General features: G+C 67.6%; 21 protein-coding genes. 10 read left to right on the top strand and 11 right to left on the bottom strand.

Annotation, left to right across the window (positions count from 1 at the left end; translation table 11 throughout):
• The first annotated feature begins 105 nt into the window (after positions 1 to 105).
• From IEY21_RS02485 to IEY21_RS02470, 4 genes are all read left to right on the top strand, one after another.
• Entirely contained in the window at positions 106 to 1,035 is a 930-nt protein-coding gene (locus tag IEY21_RS02485; RefSeq protein WP_229752808.1) for a carbohydrate ABC transporter permease, read from the top strand.
• Positions 1,036 to 1,096: 61 nt separating this feature from the next.
• Positions 1,097 to 1,990 carry a carbohydrate ABC transporter permease gene (locus IEY21_RS02480; protein WP_188900989.1) on the top strand — a complete coding sequence of 298 codons (894 nt, stop codon included), beginning with the start codon at positions 1,097 to 1,099 and terminating at the stop codon, positions 1,988 to 1,990.
• Entirely contained in the window at positions 1,987 to 2,832 is an 846-nt protein-coding gene (locus IEY21_RS02475) for a PIG-L deacetylase family protein (RefSeq protein WP_188900987.1), read from the top strand. Before IEY21_RS02480 ends, IEY21_RS02475 begins: the two co-directional genes overlap by 4 nt.
• Positions 2,829 to 3,725, top strand: coding sequence for a carbohydrate kinase family protein (locus tag IEY21_RS02470; protein ID WP_188900985.1), 897 nt, complete (start codon positions 2,829 to 2,831; stop codon positions 3,723 to 3,725). Before IEY21_RS02475 ends, IEY21_RS02470 begins: the two co-directional genes overlap by 4 nt.
• 178 nt (positions 3,726 to 3,903) lie before the next feature.
• On the opposite strand, the gene IEY21_RS02465 is transcribed toward IEY21_RS02470, so the two are convergent.
• Entirely contained in the window at positions 3,904 to 5,427 is a 1,524-nt protein-coding gene (locus IEY21_RS02465) for a sensor domain-containing diguanylate cyclase (protein WP_188900983.1), read from the bottom strand.
• Between the two features lie 170 nt (positions 5,428 to 5,597).
• Positions 5,598 to 5,975 carry a hypothetical protein gene (locus IEY21_RS02460; protein WP_229752806.1) on the bottom strand — a complete coding sequence of 126 codons (378 nt, stop codon included), beginning with the start codon at positions 5,973 to 5,975 and terminating at the stop codon, positions 5,598 to 5,600.
• An 840-nt stretch (positions 5,976 to 6,815) separates the two neighbouring features.
• On the opposite strand from IEY21_RS02460, the gene IEY21_RS02455 reads away from it, so the two are divergent.
• Both IEY21_RS02455 and IEY21_RS02450 read left to right on the top strand, forming a co-directional pair.
• Positions 6,816 to 6,989: a DUF1540 domain-containing protein gene (locus IEY21_RS02455; RefSeq protein WP_188900981.1), complete on the top strand. Its 174-nt coding sequence runs from the start codon at positions 6,816 to 6,818 to the stop codon at positions 6,987 to 6,989.
• Positions 6,990 to 7,103: 114 nt separating this feature from the next.
• Positions 7,104 to 7,619, top strand: a complete 516-nt coding sequence (locus tag IEY21_RS02450; protein ID WP_188900979.1) for a hypothetical protein — start codon at positions 7,104 to 7,106, stop codon at positions 7,617 to 7,619.
• Between the two features lie 260 nt (positions 7,620 to 7,879).
• On the opposite strand, the gene IEY21_RS02445 is transcribed toward IEY21_RS02450, so the two are convergent.
• The 5 genes from IEY21_RS02445 to IEY21_RS02425 form a co-directional block, all read right to left on the bottom strand.
• Positions 7,880 to 9,040, bottom strand: coding sequence for an acyl-CoA dehydrogenase family protein (locus IEY21_RS02445; protein ID WP_188900977.1), 1,161 nt, complete (start codon positions 9,038 to 9,040; stop codon positions 7,880 to 7,882).
• 70 nt (positions 9,041 to 9,110) lie between these two features.
• On the bottom strand, positions 9,111 to 10,163 hold the full coding sequence (locus IEY21_RS02440) for a serine hydrolase domain-containing protein (protein WP_188900975.1): 1,053 nt from the start codon (positions 10,161 to 10,163) through the stop codon (positions 9,111 to 9,113).
• Complete coding sequence (locus tag IEY21_RS02435; RefSeq protein WP_188900973.1) at positions 10,160 to 11,056, bottom strand: N-acetylmuramic acid 6-phosphate etherase; 897 nt, start codon at positions 11,054 to 11,056, stop codon at positions 10,160 to 10,162. The genes IEY21_RS02440 and IEY21_RS02435 overlap by 4 nt, the downstream gene beginning before the upstream one ends.
• Positions 11,053 to 12,237: an anhydro-N-acetylmuramic acid kinase gene (locus tag IEY21_RS02430; RefSeq protein WP_188900972.1), complete on the bottom strand. Its 1,185-nt coding sequence runs from the start codon at positions 12,235 to 12,237 to the stop codon at positions 11,053 to 11,055. Before IEY21_RS02430 ends, IEY21_RS02435 begins: the two co-directional genes overlap by 4 nt.
• Positions 12,234 to 13,013 (bottom strand): GntR family transcriptional regulator, encoded by a 780-nt coding sequence (locus tag IEY21_RS02425; RefSeq protein WP_188900970.1) that lies wholly within the window; start codon positions 13,011 to 13,013, stop codon positions 12,234 to 12,236. The genes IEY21_RS02430 and IEY21_RS02425 overlap by 4 nt, the downstream gene beginning before the upstream one ends.
• Before the next feature lie 172 nt (positions 13,014 to 13,185).
• Between IEY21_RS02425 and IEY21_RS02420 the strand changes: the two genes are divergently transcribed.
• The 4 genes from IEY21_RS02420 (at position 13,186) to IEY21_RS02405 (ending at position 18,231) form a co-directional block, all read left to right on the top strand.
• Positions 13,186 to 14,958 carry an ABC transporter substrate-binding protein gene (locus tag IEY21_RS02420; protein WP_188900968.1) on the top strand — a complete coding sequence of 591 codons (1,773 nt, stop codon included), beginning with the start codon at positions 13,186 to 13,188 and terminating at the stop codon, positions 14,956 to 14,958.
• A gap of 193 nt (positions 14,959 to 15,151) precedes the next feature.
• The gene (locus IEY21_RS02415; protein ID WP_188900966.1) at positions 15,152 to 16,123 is read left to right on the top strand and encodes an ABC transporter permease; all 972 of its coding nucleotides are present in this window, start codon (positions 15,152 to 15,154) and stop codon (positions 16,121 to 16,123) included.
• Entirely contained in the window at positions 16,120 to 17,241 is a 1,122-nt protein-coding gene (locus tag IEY21_RS02410; RefSeq protein WP_188900964.1) for an ABC transporter permease, read from the top strand. The genes IEY21_RS02415 and IEY21_RS02410 overlap by 4 nt, the downstream gene beginning before the upstream one ends.
• Positions 17,242 to 17,319: 78 nt before the next feature.
• Positions 17,320 to 18,231, top strand: coding sequence for a BadF/BadG/BcrA/BcrD ATPase family protein (locus IEY21_RS02405; protein ID WP_188900962.1), 912 nt, complete (start codon positions 17,320 to 17,322; stop codon positions 18,229 to 18,231).
• Between the two features lie 105 nt (positions 18,232 to 18,336).
• On the opposite strand, the gene IEY21_RS02400 is transcribed toward IEY21_RS02405, so the two are convergent.
• The 4 genes from IEY21_RS02400 to IEY21_RS02385 all read right to left on the bottom strand — a co-directional run bounded on the left by IEY21_RS02400 (position 18,337) and on the right by IEY21_RS02385 (position 22,514).
• The gene (locus IEY21_RS02400) at positions 18,337 to 19,215 is read right to left on the bottom strand and encodes an ABC transporter permease (protein WP_188900960.1); all 879 of its coding nucleotides are present in this window, start codon (positions 19,213 to 19,215) and stop codon (positions 18,337 to 18,339) included.
• 28 nt (positions 19,216 to 19,243) lie between these two features.
• The gene (locus IEY21_RS02395; RefSeq protein WP_188900958.1) at positions 19,244 to 20,188 is read right to left on the bottom strand and encodes an ABC transporter permease; all 945 of its coding nucleotides are present in this window, start codon (positions 20,186 to 20,188) and stop codon (positions 19,244 to 19,246) included.
• A 144-nt stretch (positions 20,189 to 20,332) separates the two neighbouring features.
• The gene (locus IEY21_RS02390) at positions 20,333 to 21,814 is read right to left on the bottom strand and encodes an ABC transporter substrate-binding protein (RefSeq protein ID WP_229752804.1); all 1,482 of its coding nucleotides are present in this window, start codon (positions 21,812 to 21,814) and stop codon (positions 20,333 to 20,335) included.
• Entirely contained in the window at positions 21,807 to 22,514 is a 708-nt protein-coding gene (locus IEY21_RS02385; RefSeq protein WP_188900956.1) for a FadR/GntR family transcriptional regulator, read from the bottom strand. The genes IEY21_RS02390 and IEY21_RS02385 overlap by 8 nt, the downstream gene beginning before the upstream one ends.
• Between the last annotated feature and the right edge of the window lie 77 nt (positions 22,515 to 22,591).

The raw sequence follows: 22,591 nt of genomic DNA, 5'->3' as shown, positions 1-22,591 counted from the left end.
GTGGAGGCGCGTCGTCCTTCCACGCCCCGCCGTGTCCCCGCAGGCCCTCCATCACTCCGCTCCAGAGGTTGAGATGCCCAGACTCCATGTCCGCCCAGGGACCCCGTGACCCGCACGGCGCCCACTTCCCCTCCCAGGCCCCGCCGGGGCGGCTCGATGCGCCGGCATCAGGCCCGTACGGCCTACACCTTCCTGCTCGTTCCGCTGATCTTCTTTCTGATCGTGCGCTTTTTGCCCACCCTCTCCGCCCTGCGCCTGAGCGTGTTCGACTGGAACATCCTTAAAGAGCAGCAGCCCTTCGTCGGCCTCGAGAACTACGAGCGCCTGTTCGCCGATGAGAAGTTCGGACAGTCACTGCGCAACACGGCACTGTACGCGGTGATCGGCGTTCCGGCCCAGATCGCCCTGGGGCTGGTGGTGGCACTGATGCTCAACCGCATCCAGGCGCTGCGGGGCCTGTTCCGGGCGCTGTACTTCGCTCCCTACGTGACCCCCATCGTGGCCGCCGCGTGGGTCTGGCAGTGGCTGTTCAGCCCGCAATTCGGTCCGATCAACACCTTCCTGATCTGGCTGAACATTCCGCCGCAGAACTTCCTGACCTCGCCCTCGCAGGCGCTGGCCACCACGGCGGCCCTGGTGGTGTGGCAGAACCTGGGCTTTCAGATCGTGCTGTTCCTCGCCGGTCTCGCGGCCATTCCGCGCAGCTACTACGAGGCCGCCGAGATCGACGGCGCGAACGGCACGCAGGCCTTCTGGAAGATCACGCTGCCGCTGCTCAACCCCACCATCGTCTTCAGCGTGGTCACCGGCACCATCTCCTATCTACAGCTGTTCACCCAGGTCGTCAACCTGAACTTCACCGACCAGGGCGGCCCGCTGGGCAGCACCATGACCGTGGCGCTGTACATCTACCAGATCGCCTTCGGCCGCTACCAGATGGGCTACGCCTCGGCCATCACCGTGGTGCTGTTCGTGATCATCCTGGCCATTACCCTGATTCAGCTGCGCTTCCTGACCCGGCGGTACGACCTGTGAACCGGAGTTCATTCCGGCCGCAGGCCACGCTTTCCGGGCAGCGCCCTTCCGTGGAGCCCGCATGACCACCCATCCCGCCCGCCCCGAAGAGCGGCCCGCCGCCGTGAGCGGCCAGCCCCGCCCGCGCCGCCGCCTCAATACCCCCGTCCTCCTGGCCTATGTCGTCCTGACCGTCGGCATCGTGGTCACGCTGTTTCCCTTCGCGTGGATGCTGCTGACCAGCCTCAAGAGCTTTCAGGAACTGTTCAACCTCGCCTTTTTGCCCGCTGTGCCCACGCTCGACAACTACCGTCAGGTGCTGCTGGAAACCCGGTTCCTGCAGTGGTTTGCCAACAGCCTGCTGGTGGCCGGGGTGACCACCGCCAGCGTGCTGTTCTTCGACTCGCTCGTCGGGTACACCCTGGCCAAGTTCGACTTTCCCGGCAAGAACCTGATCTTCATCCTGATCCTGTCCACTCTAATGATTCCCACCGAGATGCTCGTCATTCCGTGGTTCGTGGGCGTCAGCGACCTGCAGTTGACCCGGAGCACCCCCGGCGCGTACTTCGCGATCATGTTCCCGGGACTGATCAGCGCTTTCGGGGTCTTTCTGATGCGGCAGTTCTTCGAGACGCTGCCCGATGACCTGCTCGAAGCGGCGCGCATCGACGGCATGAGCGAGTTCGGCATCTTCTGGCGCATCGCCCTGCCGCTCGTCCGCCCGGCACTGGCGAGCCTGGCGATCTTTACCTTCCTGGGCAACTGGAACGCTTTCCTGTGGCCGCTGATCGTCATTCAGAAACCCGAGTTCCGCACGCTGCCGGTGGGCACGGCGCTGTTCAACGGCGAGGCGGGCACCCAGTGGGGCCTGATCATGGCGGCGAGCAGCCTGGCGGTGATTCCGGTCCTGATCGTCTTCGCCATCTTCCAGAAACAGATCATCGACGGCATTGTGCTGACGGGCATGAAGGGATGAGCGCCCCCGCTTCCCTTCTGGCCGTGTTCGCCCATCCGGACGACGAGGCGCTGCGCTGCGGCGGAACGCTGGCGCTGTACGCAGCGCGGGGGGCGCAGGTTCACCTAATCTGCCTCACGCGCGGCGAGGCCGGGCGCAACACCGATCCGGCCCTGGGCGAGGTGGAGATCGCCCCCCAGCGGGCGCAGGAGCTGAAAGACGCCTGCGCCACCCTGGGCATCCACCCCCCCATCTTTCTGGATTACCACGACAGCGGACGGGGCGACCGGCTGCGCCGCGACGATCCGCTGGCGACCATCAACGCGGACCCCACTGAGATGGAACGCCGGATTCTGGAGGTGATCGAGGCCACCCACCCCCAGATCATGCTGACGTTCGATCCACACGGCATGTACGGCCATCCCGACCACCTGATCGCCCACCGCGTCGCCACCGCCGCCTACGCCAGCAGCGGGTTCCGGCAGGTGCGGGTGCAGCGGCTGTTCTACACCGTTCAGAGCCGCGAGGAAATGCTGCGCCTGCAGAGTGGACGCCCGCTGGGAGTGCTCGAGGGCCTGGAGCCGGAGACGTATGCAGTGTGCGACTGCACCATTGCCGCCCGCATCGACATCCGCAGCCAGGCGGCCCGGAAACGGGCCGCGCTGTTCTCGCACCGTACCCAGACCGGACCGCTCAGCACCCTGGGCACCCTCACCGAGGAGCAGTTCGCACCCCTGATGCACACGGAGACCTTCAGCCTCGGCGGCATTCGCTCCCCGGTGCCCGAGTATCCCATGAACGATCTCTTCGCTGGCCTGGACGTTGAATTCCGCCCGGCCGCCCTGCAAGGGGAACCGGCGTGACCCGCGACCTGGTCATTCTGGGCAACATCAATGTGGACCTGATCGTGGGTCCCCTCGGGGAGTGGCCCCAGCGCGGCACAGAGGTTCTGGTCGAGGAGTTGCAGTGGCGCGTCGGCGGCAACGCCGGAAACGCCGCCGTCGCGTGCGCCGCGCTGGGGACCGACCACGCGGTGATCAGCACCGTGGGAAACGATCTGGCGGGCGAGTGGCTCCGGCGGCAGCTTCCCGCTGGACCCCTGACCTGGATTTCCCACCCCGGACCCACCTCGGTGACGGTCGCCGTGAGCCATCCCGACGGGGAACGGACCTTCCTGACCCAGCTGGGTCATCTCGCGGACCTGAGGTGGGAGGTGTTGCGCCCCCACCTGCCGGGCAGTCACTTTGTCCTGCTCGCCGGGGCCTTTCTGACCCCGGAACTCCGCCGCCAGTACCCCGAGCTGCTGACGCATTTCGAGCGCGCCGGGACGCAGGTGGCGCTCGACATGGGCTGGCCCGATGGAGGGTATACGCCCCAGCTGCGGCGCGAGGTGCTGAGCTGGTTGCCCCGAACCCAGCACCTGCTGATCAACGATCTCGAAGCGCTGGCCCTCGCCGACGAGACCGAGGTGCGGCGCGCCGCCGATGCGCTCGCCGCCCACCTGCCTCCTGAGGGCACTCTGGTCGTCAAATGCGGAGCCAGCGGCGTTGTGCTTCACCACCGCGGGCGGGTGACCGTGCATGCGGCGCCGGCCGTTCAGGTCAGCGACACGGTGGGGGCCGGCGACATCTGGAACGCCGCCTACCTGCATGCCCTGAGCCGCCAGCAGGGCACCGAGGCGGCGGCCGGGTTTGCCGTGCAGGTCGCTTCTCTGGCCGTGTCCACCCAGCCCAGGCGCTACCTCACGCCGCAGTGAGGCGGTGGGCCCGGCATCGAGCTGAGCTCTCCCCTACCGGGGGCACGTCTGGACCACGCCCCGGAACGGTGTCCCGCATCAAACCACTTCGGAGCACCCCGCCACAGCGGCGCGGGTGCGTCTTGCTGTTCGGTGATGGTGCACGGCGTGCCTGCAGCCGCCCGGCGCCCGGGGGGAGTCAGCACACCGCCTCGGTCAACCGCGCCGCGTGTCTGCGCCGCTTGACCGCGTACATGCGTTCGTCGGCCAGGGCGAGCAGCGCGTCCCCGGACGCCTCACGGCTGTGGGCCACCCCCACGCTCGCGCCCCGCAGCGGCGCCACCTGACGCGCCGTGAGCACGGCGGTGTCCACCGCCTCGAGCACCTGTTCCTCGTCCCCTGTGCCCAGCGTCACGAACTCATCTCCGCCCACCCGGTACACCTTCCCCGCCCCACCCAGTTCCACCTTCAGGGTGGCGGCGAATACCTGCAGCAATTGGTCGCCCCGGGCGTGCCCCTCCTGATCGTTGACCGCCTTCAGGCCGTCCAGGTCCAGGCCGGCGAGCACGAACGGCCGCCCGGTGGCCTGCCACTGCGTTAGGTCCTCGCTCAGCGCCCGGCGGTTGAGTACCCCGGTCAGCGCGTCCTGGCGAGCGGCCTGCCAGGCCAGCTGCATCTCGCCCTGCCGGCGCAGCGCGCTGCGAACGCTGCGCCCCGCCGATTCCAGCAGCGCCCGGTCACTGCCGCGCCAGCCACAGACCTCGCTGCCCTGCAGGCGCACCACCAGCAGCAGCGCGCTGCCTTCCACACACTGACCCAGCGGCACCCACGCCACCTGCTGAATTCCAGCGTCCACGACCTCTGCCAGGGCACCCACTTGGTCGGGATAATCCTCGATGTACACGGACGTGGTGATGTCCCGCAGACGCCAGGTCAGCGCCCTGGGCAAGACCGACAGACGGTCTGCCACGGCCCGTGCCTCGGGCGTCATGCGGGGATGGTGGTAGGCCGCCCGGACGCTCAGGTTCTCGCCCTCAAAGGCGATCAGGCCGGTGTAGTCCGCGGCCAACGCCTCGCCCAGCAGCGCGGACGCAGCCAGGATCATCTCCTCGGGACTCAGCTCCTGGTCCATCAGCTGCGCCACGGCTTCGAGCACCTGCGCCTGATCCACCATTCGTTGCAGGTCGGCGCCGCGCTGGGCCTGGGCGTCCAGTTCACGGTCCAGGGCGAGGTTGCGGGCGCGCAGTTCCAGCTCGCTGACCACCAGATCGGCGAGGTCCTGCAACGCCTGCAGGTCGGGGGCCGACAACGCGCGGGGCCGGTCATCCATCACGCACAGCGTACCGATGTGCTGTCCGGCCGGGGTGGTCAGCGGAGTGCCGGCGTACATCTGAACGTGCGGCTCCCCCACCACCAACGGGGTGTGGGCAAAGCGCAGGTCTGCCCGAACGTCCTCGATGGTCAGCGGGCCGCTCTGCAGGATGGTCCACGAGCAAAACGAGTCGTCCCGCGGGGCGACCACACCGTCCAGACCCACAGACGCCTTGCTCCACAACCGGTCCTCATCTACGAAATTGATCAGCGCGATGGGCGTGGCCAGAACGCGGGCCGTCAGGCGGGCGATTCGGTCGAAGGCCGCCTCGCGCGGAGTGTCGAGAATGTCGTACGAGGCCAGATCGAGCAGCCGAGCATATTCGTCAGCGGGCAAGGGGGCACCGGTCATTGACGGCACCGTAGGACACGACGTGTTTCATGGTTCTGACAGAAGATGGACCGGTGTGCTGGTGACGTGGCGCCCAAAAGAAGGACCCTGAGAAGCCGAGCAGAAAGGAGTGGCCTGTCAGGTGCCCGTGAACAGCGAGCAATCCAAGAGCATGTGATGAACCGCCAGACTCAGACCGGCCGACCTTCCAGACACGGCTCGATGAACCCGACGTTCAGCCAGTACGCGGCGTCATTCCGCCTTGTTGGGGCCAGTCGGCCGCACCATACTGCCCACGCTTCCTCTCTCACGTCGTCGTGGCAGCCCAGGTAAGCGGCCAGGGCCGTGCGCTCCTCGCCTGAGGGAGCATTCTCTTTCTGGCCGCTGTCGGCGTGGTACATCCGGGCAAGCTGGTCAGCGATTTCCACTGGGGTCAGGTCAGCGGGGCGCATGACTGCAAAGTACTCACGGCAGAGTGGAGCCGGGATGAGCCCCAGGTCTGCCAGCAGGAGGCGAAGCTGCGCCGCATTGGCGGCGGCGTGTGCGTCGTCTCCCATCTTGCGGGCCATCATGACAGGGCAGGGGCTCTCGCGAACACGAAAATACCTCAATCGTACCTGCCAGACAGCACTCAAATCCAGCGAACACCGTACACTGCCACACAGACGTCTGCCACGACCACACAGGCACCTGGATTCTTCGGCAGACCTTGCAGCTCCACGAGGTTCGTACACATCGGCTTCATCTGGGCCGTGTACTGCCGAGTCAGCTAATGGCTTCTCTGCTACAGAAACGGCACCTGAAAGACCGCGTTGGTGTAGCCGAGCGTCACTCGTTCACTGGCTGCGGCTGATTCTGCCTTGAACGGACAGGACGCAGCGGTGAGGCCTGGCTGTGTTGGGCGTTACAACGCGCGGCCGTGGCCTCCCGGCTGAGCGACACAGCGGTGGGAATGACTCTGGTGCTCGGCGTAGGTGTGACGGTCTTCCAGTGGCAGGCCAGGCTGCCCGTGCAGCCGCTGCCTTTCCCCCTGTGCGCCGGTCTGGGCCTGCCCGTCACCAGGAAGGGCATACTCTCCTCCAGATCGGTTTCGGGGTGGCCGTGACTGGCCCGTTCTTCGCCGCCGGGGCGCTGAAGACGCGTGAGCTGTGCCAGCGATAACGTGGGGTCACTGGACAGACCTGAGCCGGACTGTCTTTAACGTGGCCGGGATAATGCCATGTCCCCGGCTTTTTCCATGCTTTACCTTGAGCTCACCGGAAAATAGAGGGAGCTGCAAAAGGCTGTCGCCAGCGCCATAATTCGGCGTTCCCGATACCCGACTAAACCACCCTGATTGATCACTCGGGTCTGATTACATGACGCAGCAGAACACTGAAAAGCCGTTCCAGAATGTCTAGGGTGCAGGCATGAATGAAAACACCACGGTCAGCCGCTGCGACGCCACCTCCTGCCGTTTCAACAACGACCAGAAATGCACCGCCGGGCAGATCGAGGTCAGCATGAGCGCCGGACAGGCCCAGTGCCTGACTTTCTCGCCCAGCAAGGATGCCCAGGGCGAGCAGCCGCGCACGCAGCAGTAACCTTCACCGCGCCCGTCGTCCGGCCAAGGCTCCTCACTGTGGGAGCTTTTGCTTTGGCTGACCTTTTCATCCGCGTTCATGTGTGCTTTAATCCTGACCAGAGAACTCGGAATTATGCCCAGACTGACTCCTTTCCCTGCATCCACGACCGCCCTTCCCGATCTGCACGACGCTGCCACGCTGGCCGCTGCCGAGGCAGTGCTGGCGCAGTTGTCGGGCCGCGCGCCACTGCGCATCGAATCGGTTTCGCTGGCGGATGGTCCGGCCGTGCGTTATGCCCTGGCACCCGATCTGCAGGCCATGCGTGCCAACCGGGGGCTGATGGAAGACGTGGTCATGACCGCGCTTGCGGCCCCCATGGCCGCCGGGATGCTGGGCTTGCCTCCGGTGGCCCCGGGCCGCGACGCCCGTGCCCTGCTGGACGCCGCCCTGACCGAGCCGGAGGAGCGTGAAGCCGTGGACGCCTACCTGACCGTCCTGAGCGCCCGCACCCGCACCTCGCTTCGCCGTGCGTGGGCCGAGATCGGCGTGGTGGCGGCGGGCCTGCGCGAACACGGCGTGCTGGACCTGCAGGACGTCCAGCACCGCATGGCCTGCGCCCAGGGCATTCGCGGCACCCTGCTGAACTGAGCAGAAATGCTCCAGTCGGCACAGTTCAGGGTGGCCGGTGAACTGCGCCATGAGCACTGAGCGCAAAGTGAAAGTTGCCACTGAACCTGCCTGACGCAGCCGACCCGTACCCAGGGAGCGGATCTGTGGCACCGTCAGACACAACGCCGGATGCTCCTGCGTGGTCCGTTGCCTCGCCCTGAGGACCCCGGGCTCGCCCAGATACCCAGGGTCCTCAGCTTTTGTACCACTGAATTTAATTGGATATATATTCTAGAAGTTTATTCCAGTGCGCCCTGGCCGGTCAGGTGACGTCCCACGATCAGGGTATGAATGTCGTGGGTGCCCTCGTAGGTATCCACCGTCTCGAGGTTCAGCATGTGGCGGATCACCGGATACTCGGTGGTAATGCCGTTGCCGCCCAGCATCTCGCGCGCCAGGCGGGCACCCTGCAGCGCCACCCGCACATTGTTGCGCTTGGCATAGCTGACCTGGGCGTAATTCATGCGCCCGGCATCCTTGAGGACCCCCAGCCGCCACGCCAGCAGAAGGCCCAGGCTGTGGTCGGTCGCCATGCGCACCAGCTTGTCCTGCACCAGCTGACGGGACGCGATGGGCTTGCCGAAGGTGGTACGGTCCACCGTGTAGTCCAGTGCCGTCTGCAGCACCGCTTCCAGCGCGCCCATGGCTCCCCAGGCGATGCCAAAGCGGGCGCTGGTCAGACACGACAGCGGGCTCTTCAGGCCCTGGCTGCCGGGAAGCAGATTGGCGGCGGGAATCCGGCAGTCCTCCAGCACGATCTCGCCGGTCACGCTGGCGCGCAGGCTCATCTTGCGGTGAATCTGCGGAGCGTTGAACCCCGGCGTATCGGTGGGCACGATAAAGCCCCGGATCACGCCGTCGTCGTCCTTGGCCCACACCACCGCCACGTCGGCCTGCGGGCTGTTGGTGATCCACATTTTGTTGCCGTTCAGGACGTACTCGTCACCATCCTTGCGCGCCCGCGTCCGCATCGCGCCGGGGTCCGAGCCGCCGTCGGGCTCGGTCAGGCCGAAGCAGCCGATCAGTTCACCGGAAGCCAGGCCCGGCAGCCAGCGGCGCTTCTGTTCGTCGCTGCCGTAGGTGAAGATGGGAAACATGACCAGGCTGCCCTGCACGCTCGCAGCGCTGCGCAGGCCGCTGTCCACCCGCTCCAGCTCGTACATCATCGCGCCGTAGGCGCTGTAGGACACGCCGGCCCCGCCGTACTCCTCGGGAGTGGTCGGCCCCAGCAGGCCCATCTCCCCGAAGCCGCGCATCACGTCACGCACGGGCAGTTCTCCGTCATCCCACCAGCCGGCAATCCGGGGCATCAGTTCGGCGTCGCAGTAGGCGCGCACGCTTTCACGGACCAGTCTCTCGTCGGGGGTCAACAGCTCATTTACGGCAAATTCATCAATCATGGGTGAACGCATTGTGTCAGGTTTGCGCCCGGCGTTCTGTACCGCAGGTGCAAACCCGGCGGGTGACCCCTCAGCGGGCTGTCCCGGACCGGGCGGCCAGTAAGGTGTTGCCCACGGCCCGGCGCAATCCCTGGATGTCAAAGCCGCTGTGACGGGTGGGATGGACCCGGTGGGTCAGCAGTGTCCAGGCCAGGCCCCGCGCCGGGTCCACCCACAGCCCGGTTCCGGTAAAGCCGGTATGGCCCACCGCCGCCGGGCTGCCCAGGCTGCCCCCACTCCATCCAGGCTGCGCCGCCACGAAGGCCAGCGTCCGTCCGTGCGCCTGAACGCGCAGCGCCTCTGCCTGAGCGGCAGGAGACAGCCAGCCGCCGCACAGCACCTGCTCTGCCTGGGCGAGCACACCGTCCAGTGTGCCGAACAGCCCCGCGTGGCCCGCCACCCCGCCCAGTGCCGCCGCGTTCTCGTCATGGGTCTCGCCGCGCAGCAGGCGTTCCCGCCACGCGCACTGCTCGGTGGGCGCGCAGCGGGCCGCGTCCGGGGTGAAGGTCAGACCTGGGTCCAGCGAAAAGTCCCGCAGGGCGCGCTGGTACACCCGCTCCAGCACCCGTCCCAGCAGGATGTACCCCAGGTCCGAGTACACCACCTCGCCCGGCGTGGACAGCGTCCACGGCTCCTGCAGCACGCGGGCGCGGATGGTCGGCCCGTCGCCCCAGGTATACAGCGGGGCCCAGGCGGGCAGGCCCGCAGTATGTGTCAGGAGCCCGCGCAGGGTACGGGTGCGCAGCGCCGTGTCCTGCATCCACGCAAGCTCGGGAAGATGGGCTCCCAGGGAATCGTCCAGATCCAGGCGACCGTCCTCCACAGCGCGCAGCACCGTGCGGGCCGTGAACAGCGGCTTGGTCAGGCTTGCCAGATCAAACAGGGTGTCGGCCCCCAGCGCAATCTGTTCGGGTTGAAGCTGCGCGTGGCCCAGAATCAGGGTTGCCCGCTCCCCTTCCGCATTCACCACTCCCAGCGCGGCGCCGGGCACGCCCCCCGTCTCGGTGGCGGCGTGCAGCAACTCGCGGGTGCGGGACGGAATCAGATCGGTCTTTGGGGAAGCTGCAGGACGTTCCGGCTTCATTCCGCCTCCAGGGCGGCGCGGGCATGGCCGCCGTGGGCCGCCAGTCGGGTTATGGCCTCGGTCGCCGGGATGCCCAGCAGCAACGTCACGATGGCGACCTTGACGTTTCCGGCGGCGTCGGCCAGCGCCCGCTGCGCCTCAGCTTCCCCCGCGCCGGTGGCATGCCGCACCAGCCGCACGGCGCGGCCCTCCAGCTTGGCGTTGCTTGTCCGGACGTCCACCATCAGGTTGCCGTAGACCTTGCCCAGCCGCACCATCACGGCGCTGGAAAAGGTATTCAGCGCGATTTTCTGGGCGGTGCCGGCCTTCAGGCGGGTGCTGCCGCTGATCACCTCCTCACCCGTGTCCAGCAGCACCGGGCAGTCCACCGCCCGGAGCAGCGGCGTGTCCGCATTGTTCGCCAGGCCCACCGTCAGCGCCCTGGCCCGGCGGCCCTCCTCCACCGCGCCCAGCACGTAGGGTGTGGTGCCGCTGGCGGCGATGGCGATCAGGACGTCGGTGTCGCAGATGCCTATCGCCTGCACGTCGCGCCCACCGAGGGCGTGGTCATCCTCGGCCCCCTCGACGGCCTCGCGGATGGCCCGCGCTCCCCCGGCGATCAGCGGAACGGCACGCTCGCGGGGCCACGAAAAGGTGGGGGTCAGCTCGGTGGCGTCCAGCACCCCCAGCCGCCCGCTGGTGCCCGCCCCCACATACACCAGCCGCCCGCCCTGCGTGAGCCGGGGCAGGGCGGCCTCCACCGCGCGGGCCAGCGCCGGGACCGCTGCCCCCACCGCCCGCAGCGCCCCGGCCTGGTCCCCGGCGAGCACGCGCACCAGTTCGGAGACCTCCAGGCGGTCCAGATCGGGATGGTCGGGGTGAACACCCTCGGTGCGGCGCGAATCCAGGGTCATGAGGACGCTCCGGGGTTGGGAAGACTCAGTTTGCCCGCGCAGACGGCCCGGCGCGCTCCGGTGGTGTGCGGCAGGGTGTTCGCCCAGCCCTGCACGCGGGCATAGCCCAGCAGCGCAAAGGCCGCCGCCTCGCGGGTGGCGTCGGTAAAACCGTGGGCGTTCCAGCCCAGGTCGGCAAAGGTTTTCAACGGCACCGGCGCAAGACGGGCGGCCAGCTCACGCATCACGCTGGGGTTCCGGGCCCCGCCCCCGGCCACGACCACCTCGTCGGGCGGCGCGGGCAGAAAGCGGTGAATCGCGTCTGCCACAGTCTGTGCGGTAAAGGCAGTTGCGGTGGCCGCCAGATCGGGCACAGACAGGTCCGGAACGGGCAGTCGGTCCAGGGACCAGACCTCGCGCCCGGTGGCCTTGGGTGGGGGCACGGACAGCTCGGGGTGGGCGAGCCACGCCCGCAGGGTCGCGGCGTGTGCCGTTCCGGCGGCGGCCAGACGGCCCCCGTCATCACAGGTCTGGCCCATACGGGCAGCGATTTCGTCGAGCAGGCAATTGCCGGGACCGGTATCGAAGGCGACCACTCCAGCCGGGTCCGTGCTCTGCAGGAAAGTCAGGTTGGCGAGGCCGCCCAAATTCAGAATCACCCGGTTCACTCCCGTTTCAGCGAACAGTGCCCAGTCGGCGAAGGGGACCAGCGGCGCCCCCACCCCCCCCGCCGCGAGGTCGGCCGGCCGGAAATCCGAGACCACCGGACGGCCACAGGTTTCGGCGATCACGGCGGCCTCGCCGAGCTGCAGCGTGGCGGGCCGCGCCCACCCGCGTGCCGCCTCGGGCCGGGGATGGTGCTGCACGGTCTGGCCGTGGCACGCGATCACGTCGGCGTCCGCCGCCAGGGTCTGTGCTGCCCCGGCCAGCGCCTCGCCCAGCGCCCAGTGCAGCTGGGTCAATTGTGCCGTGTCCAGCCCGCCACGCATGGCCCTCAGCACCTGCGCGCGCAGCTCGGGCGCGTAGGGGGTAATGGTGTGGGCAACCACCCGACCGCGCGGCACGCCCGGCGGCAGCGCAGGAAAAGCCTCTCCCCCCTTCGGGTTCAGCGCGGGCCAGCCGGGCAATTCCAGCAGCGCGGCGTCAATGCCGTCGGCAGAGGTTCCGCTCATCAGGCCAAGAACCCGGGGAGCGCGGTTCACTCGGGCTCCCCGTGCAATTCCATCACGAAGTCGTAGCGGTCACCGCGGTAGTGGGCACGGGCATACTCGACCGGCCGCCCGCCGGTCGTCCACGAGACCCGCTCGGTGGCGAGCAGCGCCGCGCCCACCGGGACGCCGAGCAGCCCGGCCAGCTGAGGATCGGCGTTGACGGCCCGCAGGTGCCGGATCGCCCGCCGCGGCCCCAGACCCCGGGCACCCAGCAGGGCGTACAGGCTGGCGTCGGTCACGTCGGGCGCACTCAGGGAGCCGACGAGCGCGGCGGGCAGGGTGCTGTCCTCGACCGCCAGGGGCTCACCGCTGGAGGTGCGCAGGCGGCGCAGCCGGTAGACGCCCTCGCCGGGCGACAGGGCCAGACTCATGGCCTCCTGGGGGGTGGGACGGCCCAGCTCGAAGGCCAGGACCTGTGCCCCCGGCGTCTGCCCCCGCGAGCGCACATCCTCGGAAAAGGAACTCAGCAGACCCAGGGGCCGCGACGGGCGCGTCTCGGAGGCGGGCGGGGCCACGAACGTCCCGCTGCCATGCCGGCGGGTCAGCAGCCCCTGCTGCGCGAGCAGGGCCAGCGCCTGGCGCACGGTCACACGCGAGACGCGCAGCTGCGCCGCCAGCTCGCGCTCGGCGGGCAAAGCGCTGCCCGGCCGCAACTCTCCACTGTGGATGCGCCGCTCCAGGCCCTGCGCCACCTGCAGGTACACCGGGGTGGCACTTCCGGCATCGAGCGGGACGGCCCAGGCAGGCGGGGAGGCAGACGCAGACATCGCCTCAGAACATACCACTCCCAAACCACTTGGCAAGGGGGTTGTCATTGGCCGCAAAGTGGTATTACTCTGGGGCGTCGAGTATCACAATTCAGTCTGGCCTTCGAGGTCCGCTTCGTCTGCCTGCCCCCCCCCGTTTCTGCCCCACTCCCCGATGTTTCCGGAGGTTTTCATGCAGCACACTTCATCCCGCCGCCTGCTCCGTTCCGCCGCGCTGGTCACCCTGGCCCTGCTCGGCGGTGCGCTGGCCGCTCCCAAGAAGGTCAGCGGCTATGGCACGCTGGGCGTCACCACCGGCAAGCCCGGCGGCACGCTGACGCTCGCGCTGGGCGACAGCCCGCAGAGCCTGTTCTATTACGGCGTGATCGACAACAACCTGGGCCTGATCTCGCAGCAGCTGTTCGACGGTCTGGTGGAGTTCAACTACGCCACCTACAAGATCGAGCCTGCCCTGGCCGAGAGCTGGACCATCACCGAGGGCGGCAAGGTCTACACCTTCAAGCTGCGTCAGGGCGTGAAGTGGAGCGACGGTCAGGCCTTCAACGCCGATGACGTCGTCTTCTCGTACAAGAACATCATCATGAACCCCGAGGCCCGCGCGGGCGACGCCGGGAACTTCAAGCTGGACGGCAAGGACGTCACCATCAAGAAGATCGACGCTAACACCGTGCAGTTCACCCTGCCGCGCGCCGCGCCCGCCTTCTTGCTGCAGCAGCGCTACTTCATCATGCCGCAGCACAAGCTCGCCAAGTTCAGCGTGGACGGCGGGGCCAAGCCGGCCGACATCAACAACGCCTGGCCCACCAACGTGGCCCCCAGCGAGGTCGTGGGAACCGGTCCCTTCAAACTCGCGGGCTACACGGCGGGCCAGAAGGTCAGCCTGGTCAAGAACCCGAACTTCTGGAAGGTCGACGCCAGCGGTACGCCCCTGCCCTACCTGAACGCCCTGAACTTCCTGATCATCCGCGACCCCCAGGCGCAGGTGGCCCAGTTCCTGGCCGGCAACCTCGACCAGCTGAACAGCAGCGGCGCGCAGTTTCCGGACCTGAAGTCCAAGGAGGTCGCGGGCGCTGCCTTCAAGGTGCTGCGCTCCACGGCGCTGTTCGGCAGCCCCCCCTTTGTCGCGTACAACTTCGACGCCAAGGACCCGGCCCTCTCCAAGCTGTTCAGCGACGCCCGTTTCCGGCGCGCCATGCAGAGTGCGGTGGACCGCGAGCGCATCATCGACACGGTGTACAACGGTCTGGCGAGCCTGCCCGGTCACGGCGTCGCGCCGGTAAACACGCAGTGGTACACGAACACGCGGGCCCAGCTGGGCAAGTTTGACCTGACGGCCGCCGGCAAGGCGCTCGACGCCCTGGGAGTCAAGGACACCGATGGCAACGGCGTGCGCAACGTGCCCGGCGGCAAGGACCTGGAAATTGACCTGACCTACGGCACCGACAGCGCCGTATACCCGGCGATCGCCACCATTCTGCAGAGCGATTTCAAGAAGCTGGGCGTCAAGGTGAACCTCAAGGGCATCCTGTCGAGCAAGCTGTTCTCCACCGGCATGGCGGGGGACTTCGAGATGATCGTGGCCGCTTTCGGCGACCAGCCGGACCCCGAACTGCGCAAGCCCATCTGGCAGCCCGGCGGCGCGCTGTACTACTGGCACCGCAGCACCCAGCCGGCGCAGGACGGCGGAACGCCCAACCTCGCGAAGATGGCTCCGTGGGAAAAGGAGATTTACAACATCTTCAACGACGCGGCCACAACCACCTCGGCGAGCCAGCGCAAGGCCCTGTACACCCGCTGGCAGCTGCTGTTCGCCCAGAATCTGCCGGTGACCCCCATCGCCAAGCCCGAGAACATCGGGGCCATCAGCAACAAGTACGGCAACTACATCTACAACCTGGGGGTTATTCCCGGCTACAACCCGGTCCCCCTGATCTACCAGAAGTAAGGAGCCAGGAACACGGGCGGGAGGCGGGGCGCGCAGGGCGAGAAAACGCCGGCGGCCCCCCGCCTCCCGCCGCCTGTCCTCCACCAAACCCCCACCCCGGCCCTCACCCTCTGGGAGGAAGACCACCCATGACCTGTTTCCCGCCGCCCGCCGCGGGGCCTGCCGGCCCTCTGTTTCCCGCGCCCCCCCTGCCATGCTGAGCTACGCGCTGCGCCGCCTCCTGGGCATGGTCCCCACCCTGCTGCTCATCAGCGTGGTGTGCTTCATCGTGATTCAGCTGCAGCCGGGCAGCTTCATCGACCAGTACCTCGACGACCCGCGTGTGACCCCGGAGACGGTGGCGACCATCACCCGGCAGCTGGGCCTGGACCAGCCGCTGTGGGTGCAGTACTACAGCTGGATCAAAGGCATCGTCCTGCACGGCGATTTCGGGTACTCGTTCGCCAACGGACGCCCGGTGGCCGAACTGATCTGGGAACGGCTGGGCTGGACGGTGTTCCTGGCCCTGCTTACCCTGATCGTCAGCTGGCTGATCGCCATACCACTGGGCATCTACACCGCGCTCAACCGCTACGGCTTCGGCGCGACCGTCACCAACTTTCTGGGGTACATCAGCCTCGCCACGCCGGATTTCCTGGTGGCGCTGCTGCTGATCGCGCTGGTGCTGAACATGGGCGGCACCAACGTGGGAGGTCTGTTCAGCCCCCAGTACATCGGGGAGCCGTGGAGCATGGGCAAGGCCCTGGATCTGCTGGGCCACCTGTGGATTCCCATGATCGCCATCGGGCTGGAGGGGGTCGCGGGGCTGATGCGGCAGATGCGCGCCTCGATGCTGGACGTGATTCACCAGGATTACGTGCGGACCGCGCGGGCCAAGGGACTCGCCGGACAGACGGTGCTGTGGCGGCACGCGGTACGCAATGCCGTCAATCCCCTGATCAGCCTGGCGGGCCTGAGCCTGCCCACCCTGATCTCGGGGACCATCATCGCGTCCATCGTGCTGAACCTGCCCACCATCGGGCCGTACCTGTACGACAGTCTGCTGAACAAGGACCAGTATGTCGCCATGACCCTGCTGCTGTTCAGCGCCCTGCTGCTGCTGATCGGGAACCTGCTCGCCGACCTCGCGCTGGCCTGGGCCGACCCCAGGATCCGCTTCGAATGACGGCACTTCCCGCAAATCCAGGGGTCAGGGATTCGCAGCGGCAGACCCCGCTGACCCTGGCCCTGCGCCGGTTCCGGCGCAACCGCGTGGGCGTGCTGAGCGCCTACGTGCTGGCCGCGCTGTACCTGACCGCGCTGCTCGCCGGATTCTTGGCGCCGTACTCCATCACGGCGCAGCACGCCGAGTACTCGTTTCAGCGCCCACAAGCGGTGCATATTGTCCACGACGGCCAGCTGATGCGGCCCTTTGTGTATGGGGTCAAGAAGACCCGCGACCCGGTGACCTTCCGCTCCACCTTCGCGCCGGACACCAGCACTCCACTGCCCATCCTGTTCGTCGTGCGCGGCGACGATCCGCTGGAATACCGCTACAACTTCCTGGGCGTGTTCCGCAGCCAGTGGCACCTGTTCGGCGTGAAGGACGGCTTCTACTTTCCCCTGGGAACCGACAAATTCGGGCGTGATCTGCTGTCGCGGATGCTCGTCGGGGCGCAGGTCAGCCTGACGGTGGGATTGATCGGTATCGTGATCAGCTTTGGCATCGGCATCGTGCTGGGCGGGGTCAGCGGGTATTTCGGCGGCTGGGTGGACAATCTGATCCAGCGCGTGATCGAGGTGCTGCTGTCCTTTCCACGGCTGCCGATCCTGCTCGCGCTGTCCACCATCATTCCGGCGAGCTGGCCGAGCACCTGGGTCTATCTGGGCATCGTCGCCGTGCTCGCGCTGATCGGCTGGGCCGGGCTGGCGCGGGTGGTGCGCGGTCAGGTGATCAGCGCACGGCATGTGGATTACGTGCAGGCGGCGCGGGCCATCGGCGGCAGCGACCTGCGGGTGATCCTGCGGCACATCATGCCCAACCTGTCGTCGTTTCTGATCGTGACCGCCACGCTGGCGCTGCCGGGCTACATCCTGGGCGAGAGCGCGCTGAGTTTCCTGGGGCTGGGCATCAAGGAACCCATGACGAGCTGGGGCCTGCTGCTCAAGGACGCGCAGAACTTCGAGACCCTCAACCTGTATCCGTGGCTGCTGCTGCCCGGCGTGATGATCGTGCTGTCGGTGCTCGCCTTCAACTTTCTGGGCGACGCGCTGCGCGACGCGGCGGACACCCAGAGCCGGTAACGGACCCCACCCCATGACCCCACCTACACTGTTTGACATGCACCGAATGCCAGCCTTCCCACCCCGCCCGGACCGACCTTGACGCGCACACCCCTGCTGCTGGGACTGGATGCCGGGGGAAGCGGCAGTCAGTGGGCCCTGCTGCGCGGCGGCGAGGTGCGGGCTTCGGGGATGGCCCCCGCCTTCACGGCGGCGCTGCTGGACACGCCGGCAGGGAGGGATGCCCTGCAGGAACTTGCCGCCGGACTGCCCGGTTCGCCGGACGGCGTCCACGCCGGGGTGCCGGGCCTGAGCCGCGGCTCCGAGCGGGCGGCGCAGGTGGAGGCCGCCCTGGCCCAGGCCCTGGGCCTGAGCCCAGAACGCGTCACGGTGGAGGGCGATCTGGACCTGGCGTACCGCACCCACCTCTCCCCCGGCGCGGGTGTGCTGCTGTACGCAGGCACCGGCAGCGTGGCGTATCACGTCACGGCGGCGGGCGAGGTGGTGCGCGCGGGCGGACGAGGGTACCGCATCGGCGATGACGGCGGCGGCTTCGACCTGGGGCGCCACGCGCTGCGGACGCTGACCGACGCGCTGGACGCAGGCACGCTGGACCCAGAGCAGGCTCCCCAGACGCCGCTGGCCCGCGAGGTCGCGGCCATCACGGGCGGGCTGGACTGGCCCACGCTGCGTGCCTTTGCCTACGGCACACCCGGCGCGGCGGCGCTGGCCCGGCTGGCCCCGGCGGTGGGCCGCGCGGCCGATCAGGGGGATCCGGAAGCGCAGCGCATGGTCACGCAGGCGGCCCACGCCCTGGCCGAACTCGCGCGGCGGGTGCTGGCCCGGACCGGGCCGTTGCCGGTCACGGCGACCGGCGGAGCGCTGCGCACCACGGCGCTGTTCGGGGCGGCGCTGGGCCGCGCCCTGCCGGGGGCCACCGTGCAGCACCGCGATCATGCCGAGGCGGCGGCGCGCTACAGCGCCGTGCGCCAGGAGGAGGCCCTCTTCTGATGCCGCTCCGTTCCTGAGTGTGGGTTCTTCCCGCCCAGGGCAAAAAAGAGCGCCACCAAGAACCCAAGTCTCGGTGGCGTCGTCTGGATATTCTAAAAGTCGGCTCTATCCCACCCGACCGCGCGGATCGATGGCCTCGCGCAGTCCGTCTCCGATCAGGTTGAAGGCCAGGACGGCCAGGAAGATCGCCAGACCAGGGAATACAGCCATCCACGGAGCGTCGGTGAGGTAGCCGCGCGCGGCATTGAGCATGGAGCCCCAGCTTGGCGCGGGCGGCTGGATGCCCAGTCCCAGGAAGGACAGGCTGGCCTCGGCGAGGATCGCGTTGGCCACCGCCAACGAGGTCTGCACGATCAGCGCCCCGCTGATGTTGGGCAACAGGTGGCGGGTGATCATGCGCCCGTCGCCGGCCCCCAGCGCGTGCGCGGCCTGGACATACTCGCGCTCGCGCTGCGACAGCACCTCGCCGCGCGTGATGCGGGCAAAGGCGGGGGCCGTGACGATGGCGATGGCGATCATGGTGTTCTGCAGGCTGGGACCCAGAATGGCGGCCAGCGCGATGGCGAGCACGAGAAAGGGCAGCGCCAGCAGCGCGTCCACGACCCGCATCAGCACGTCATCCAGCCAGCCGCCGGTATACCCGGCAATCAGGCCGATGGCGCCGCCGAACACCAGTGCCAGCGACACCGAGACCAGACCGGCGCTCAGCGACACCCGTGCGCCGTACACCACCCGCGAGAAGATGTCGCGTCCCAGCTCGTCGGCCCCGAACACGTGGGCGGCGCCGGGCGCGGCCCGCAGGTCGGAGAAGAAGATCTGAGCGGGATCGTAGGGGGCCACCCAGGGGGCGAGCAGCGCCGCGAGCGCAAACACCAGCAGCACGAACAGGCCAGCGACGGCCAGCTTGTTGTTCAGGAAGCGCCGCAGCGGTGCGGGCAGACGCCGCCTGGCCGGGGACGGACCTTTGGAAAGTGTTGAGGTCATCGTTGTTCTCCCATTAATGGTCCGGGCATCAGTGGTACCGGATGCGCGGGTCGACCGCCGCGTAGCCCAGGTCCACCAGGAAGCTCACCAGAAAGACCGCCACGGCCGACACGAGCACCACCGCCTGAATCACCGGCAGATCCCGGGTGAACACGGCGTCCACGAGCAGGCGTCCGAAACCGGGAATGCTGAAAATCTGCTCGGTGATGACCGCTCCGCCCAGCAGGCCGCCCAGCTGCAGCCCAAAGGCAGTCAGGAAGGGAATCAGCGCATTCTTGAGGGCGTGTTTGGAGATCACCCGGCCCGCCGGTAGCCCCTTGGCATGGGCGGTCCGCACGTAGTCCTGCGCCAGCGTCTCGCTCAGGCTGGAGCGCAGGTACCGCGTGAGCACGGCTGCCGAGCCGATGCCCAGCGTGATGGCCGGCAGCAACAGCAGCAGCAGGTTGCGGCCCGGATTCTCCAGCAGACTGGTGTAGCCGCTTGCGGGAATCCACGCCAGGCGGATGCTGAACAAGTAGATCAGCAGGATGCCCAGGAAGAAATTGGGCAGGCTGATGCCCGACAGGGCGAACAGGGTCAAGGCCCGGTCAATCCAGGTGTTGCGCCGCACCGCGCTGAGAATCCCGGCAGGCAGCGAGATCAGCATCGAGATCAGCATGGCGAACAGCGCGAGTTCCAGCGTGACCGGCAGCTTCTGGGCGATCAAGCGTCCCACACTGCTGTTGTCGGTCAGGCTGGTGCCAAAATCCAGCTGCACGGCGCTGGCCAGCCAGCTCAGGTACTGCTCGGGCAGCGAGCGGTCCAGGCCCAGCGAACGGCGCAGCTCGGCCAGGGCCTGCGGCGTGGCTTCCTGGCCCAGAATCAGCCGGGCCGGATCGCCGGGCAACAGCTTGACCATCGCGAACACCAGCAGCGTCACGATCAGGAGCGTGGGAATGGATGACAGCAGACGGCGCAACGCGAAGACAGCCACTTGACCTCCTTATTCAAACTTGTTCAAAGAGAGCGAAAAGGGCGGGGAGTTGATCCGACCCGGCCCTTTTCCTGGGAAATACATCCGAAGCAGTGATGGAGCGGGAGGCGCCGGAGCAGGACCGTCGGCGCCTCCCCGGAGCCCTTACTTCAGGTCCACATCCTTGAAGCGCAGAATGCCGTCCGGGATGGGCTTGAGGCCGGTCAGGCCCTTGACGCTTCCCACCAGGTTGCGCTGGAAGTAGACCCAGGTGTACGGCGTGTCGCTGATGATGGTGCCCAGGGCGACGTTGTAGGTGGCGATGCGGGCCGACATGGCGTTCTGGGCGCGGGCCTTGGCAAGCAGGCCGTCCACGGTCTTGTTGCTGTATCCGGCCTGGTTGTTGGTGCCGCCCGTCGTGAAGAAGTCATAGATGTTGCCGTCGGGATCGGGCCGGCCGCTCCAGCCCAGCATCAGGGCGTCGTAGTCCTGCTTGTCGGCGCGGTCCAGCAGCGTTCCGAACTCTACCTGCTCGATCTTGGCCGTGATGCCGGCCTGCGCAAACATGGCCTGGTACACCTGCGCGAGCTGCGTGGTGACGCTGCCCGGCGTGGTGAGCAGCGTGAAGGACAGCGGCTTGCCGCCCAGTTTCTGCTTGGCCAGGGCAAGGTTGGGTTTCTGAACCGTGATGGCCGAGGACGCGGCGGCCGTGCCGGGGGGGAAGGGACCGGCGGCGGGAGTGACGGTGCCGTAGAAGATGCTCTTGGCAATGGCCTCGCGGTCGATGGTGGCGGCCACGGCCTGACGGAAGTTCTTGTTGTTGAAGGGCGGGCGGGTCACGTTGAACCACACCCCCTGGAACCCGATGCCGGGGTAGTTCAGCACGTTGAACTTGGGGTTCTGCTCGAGCTTGCTGACGTCCTTGGGGTCAATCGGCGTGATGGCCTGCACGGCGCCCGAGAGCAGGTTGGCGTAGCGCACGTCGCCGTCGGGGAAGGGACGGTACACCAGCTTGTCGATCTTGGGCACGCCGCCCCAGTAGGACTTGTTGGCGTTCAGCGTGATGTTGTCCTGGCGCACGCGGCTGACAAAGGTAAAGGGGCCGCTGCCCACCGGATTGTTCTGGAAGTCGGTGCCGGCTTTCTTGGCCGCCGTGGGCGACACGATCATGCCGGCGCGGTCCGTGAGCACGGCCAGCAGCGGACCATACGGCTGCGAGAGGGTCAGCTGAACGGTCTGTGGATCGATGACCTTGACCTCTTTCACGCTGGACAGCTCATTCTTGCGGGCGCTGCCCTCCAGGGTCCGGTTGCGGTCCAGGCCGTACTTGACGGCGGCGGCGTCCAGCGGGGTGCCGTCGCTGAACTTCACGCCGCTTCTGAGCTTGAAGGTGTAGGTCAGGCCGCCGTTCGTGACCTTCCACGACGTGGCCAGCGCCGGAATCACCTTGAGGTTCGCGTCCAGATCGACGAGCTTGTCGAAGATCTGGTTCATGACCTGACGGTCGACCAGCGCCGTGGAGAGCGCCGGGTCCAGGCGCGGCGGATCGGCGTCCAGGCCCACGGTCAGGGTCTGGGCCGAGGCCGGGTGGGCGGCACCCAGAAGGGCCGCGCTCAGGAAAGCCATCAGAATTTGAGGTTTACGCATTGTCTGCTCCTTGATCGATGAGGGGGGCGGCGTGACGACGAACGGACTGCATGTGAAAGAGCATGGCCTCACGGGCGGCCTGAGGAGAGGCGCTGGCAATGGCGTTGACCACCCTGCGGTGCTCCGCGATGGTCACTTCCGGTTGATCGCCCACCACCTGATTGCGCAGCTGGGCCAGCAGGGCCCGCAGCGTGTCCAGGACCAGCATGACCACCTCGTTGCCCGCAATCTGGGCAATCAGCTGGTGAAAGATCATGTCCTCATCGCTCAGCTTGATGTGCCGCGCACGGGCGGCCTCCTGGCGGTCGAGGCAGTGCTGCAACTGGGCAATCTGGGTCGGTGTGGCGCGGGCAGCGGCCTGCGCCGCCACTTCCGGCTCGATCATCTGGCGGAACTCGAGAACATGTGCCAGCTTCTGGGGCGAGCGGATCAGCATCCCCTGAAAGGACTGGGTCAGGTGGGCGGCGGAGGGTTCCCGGATGAACACACCGTTGCCCTGTCGCGCCTCCAGGTGTCCCAGAACTTCGAGACGGGCAATGCCGTCGCGCAGGCTGGTGCGGGAAATGTTCATCTGTTCGGCCAGCACCCGCTCGGGTGGAAGCCGCTGCCCGGGAGTGAAGTCTCCCCGCAGAATCAGGGCCAAGAGTTCATCCGCTGCGCTGGCAGCCAGTTTCTGGTGCTTGATCGGCTGCGCCGTCATCTCGCCTCCTTCCCTCTGAGTTTGAGGTCCAGTGGTTGGACCATTTAAGGATGGCTTCAGCTTAGGGCTTCCCACCG

Source organism: Deinococcus aerophilus, from assembly GCF_014647075.1.
GTDB lineage: Bacteria > Deinococcota > Deinococci > Deinococcales > Deinococcaceae > Deinococcus > Deinococcus aerophilus.
Note: the sequence above shows the minus strand (reverse complement) of the source record. Positions and strands in the feature narration are given on the sequence as shown.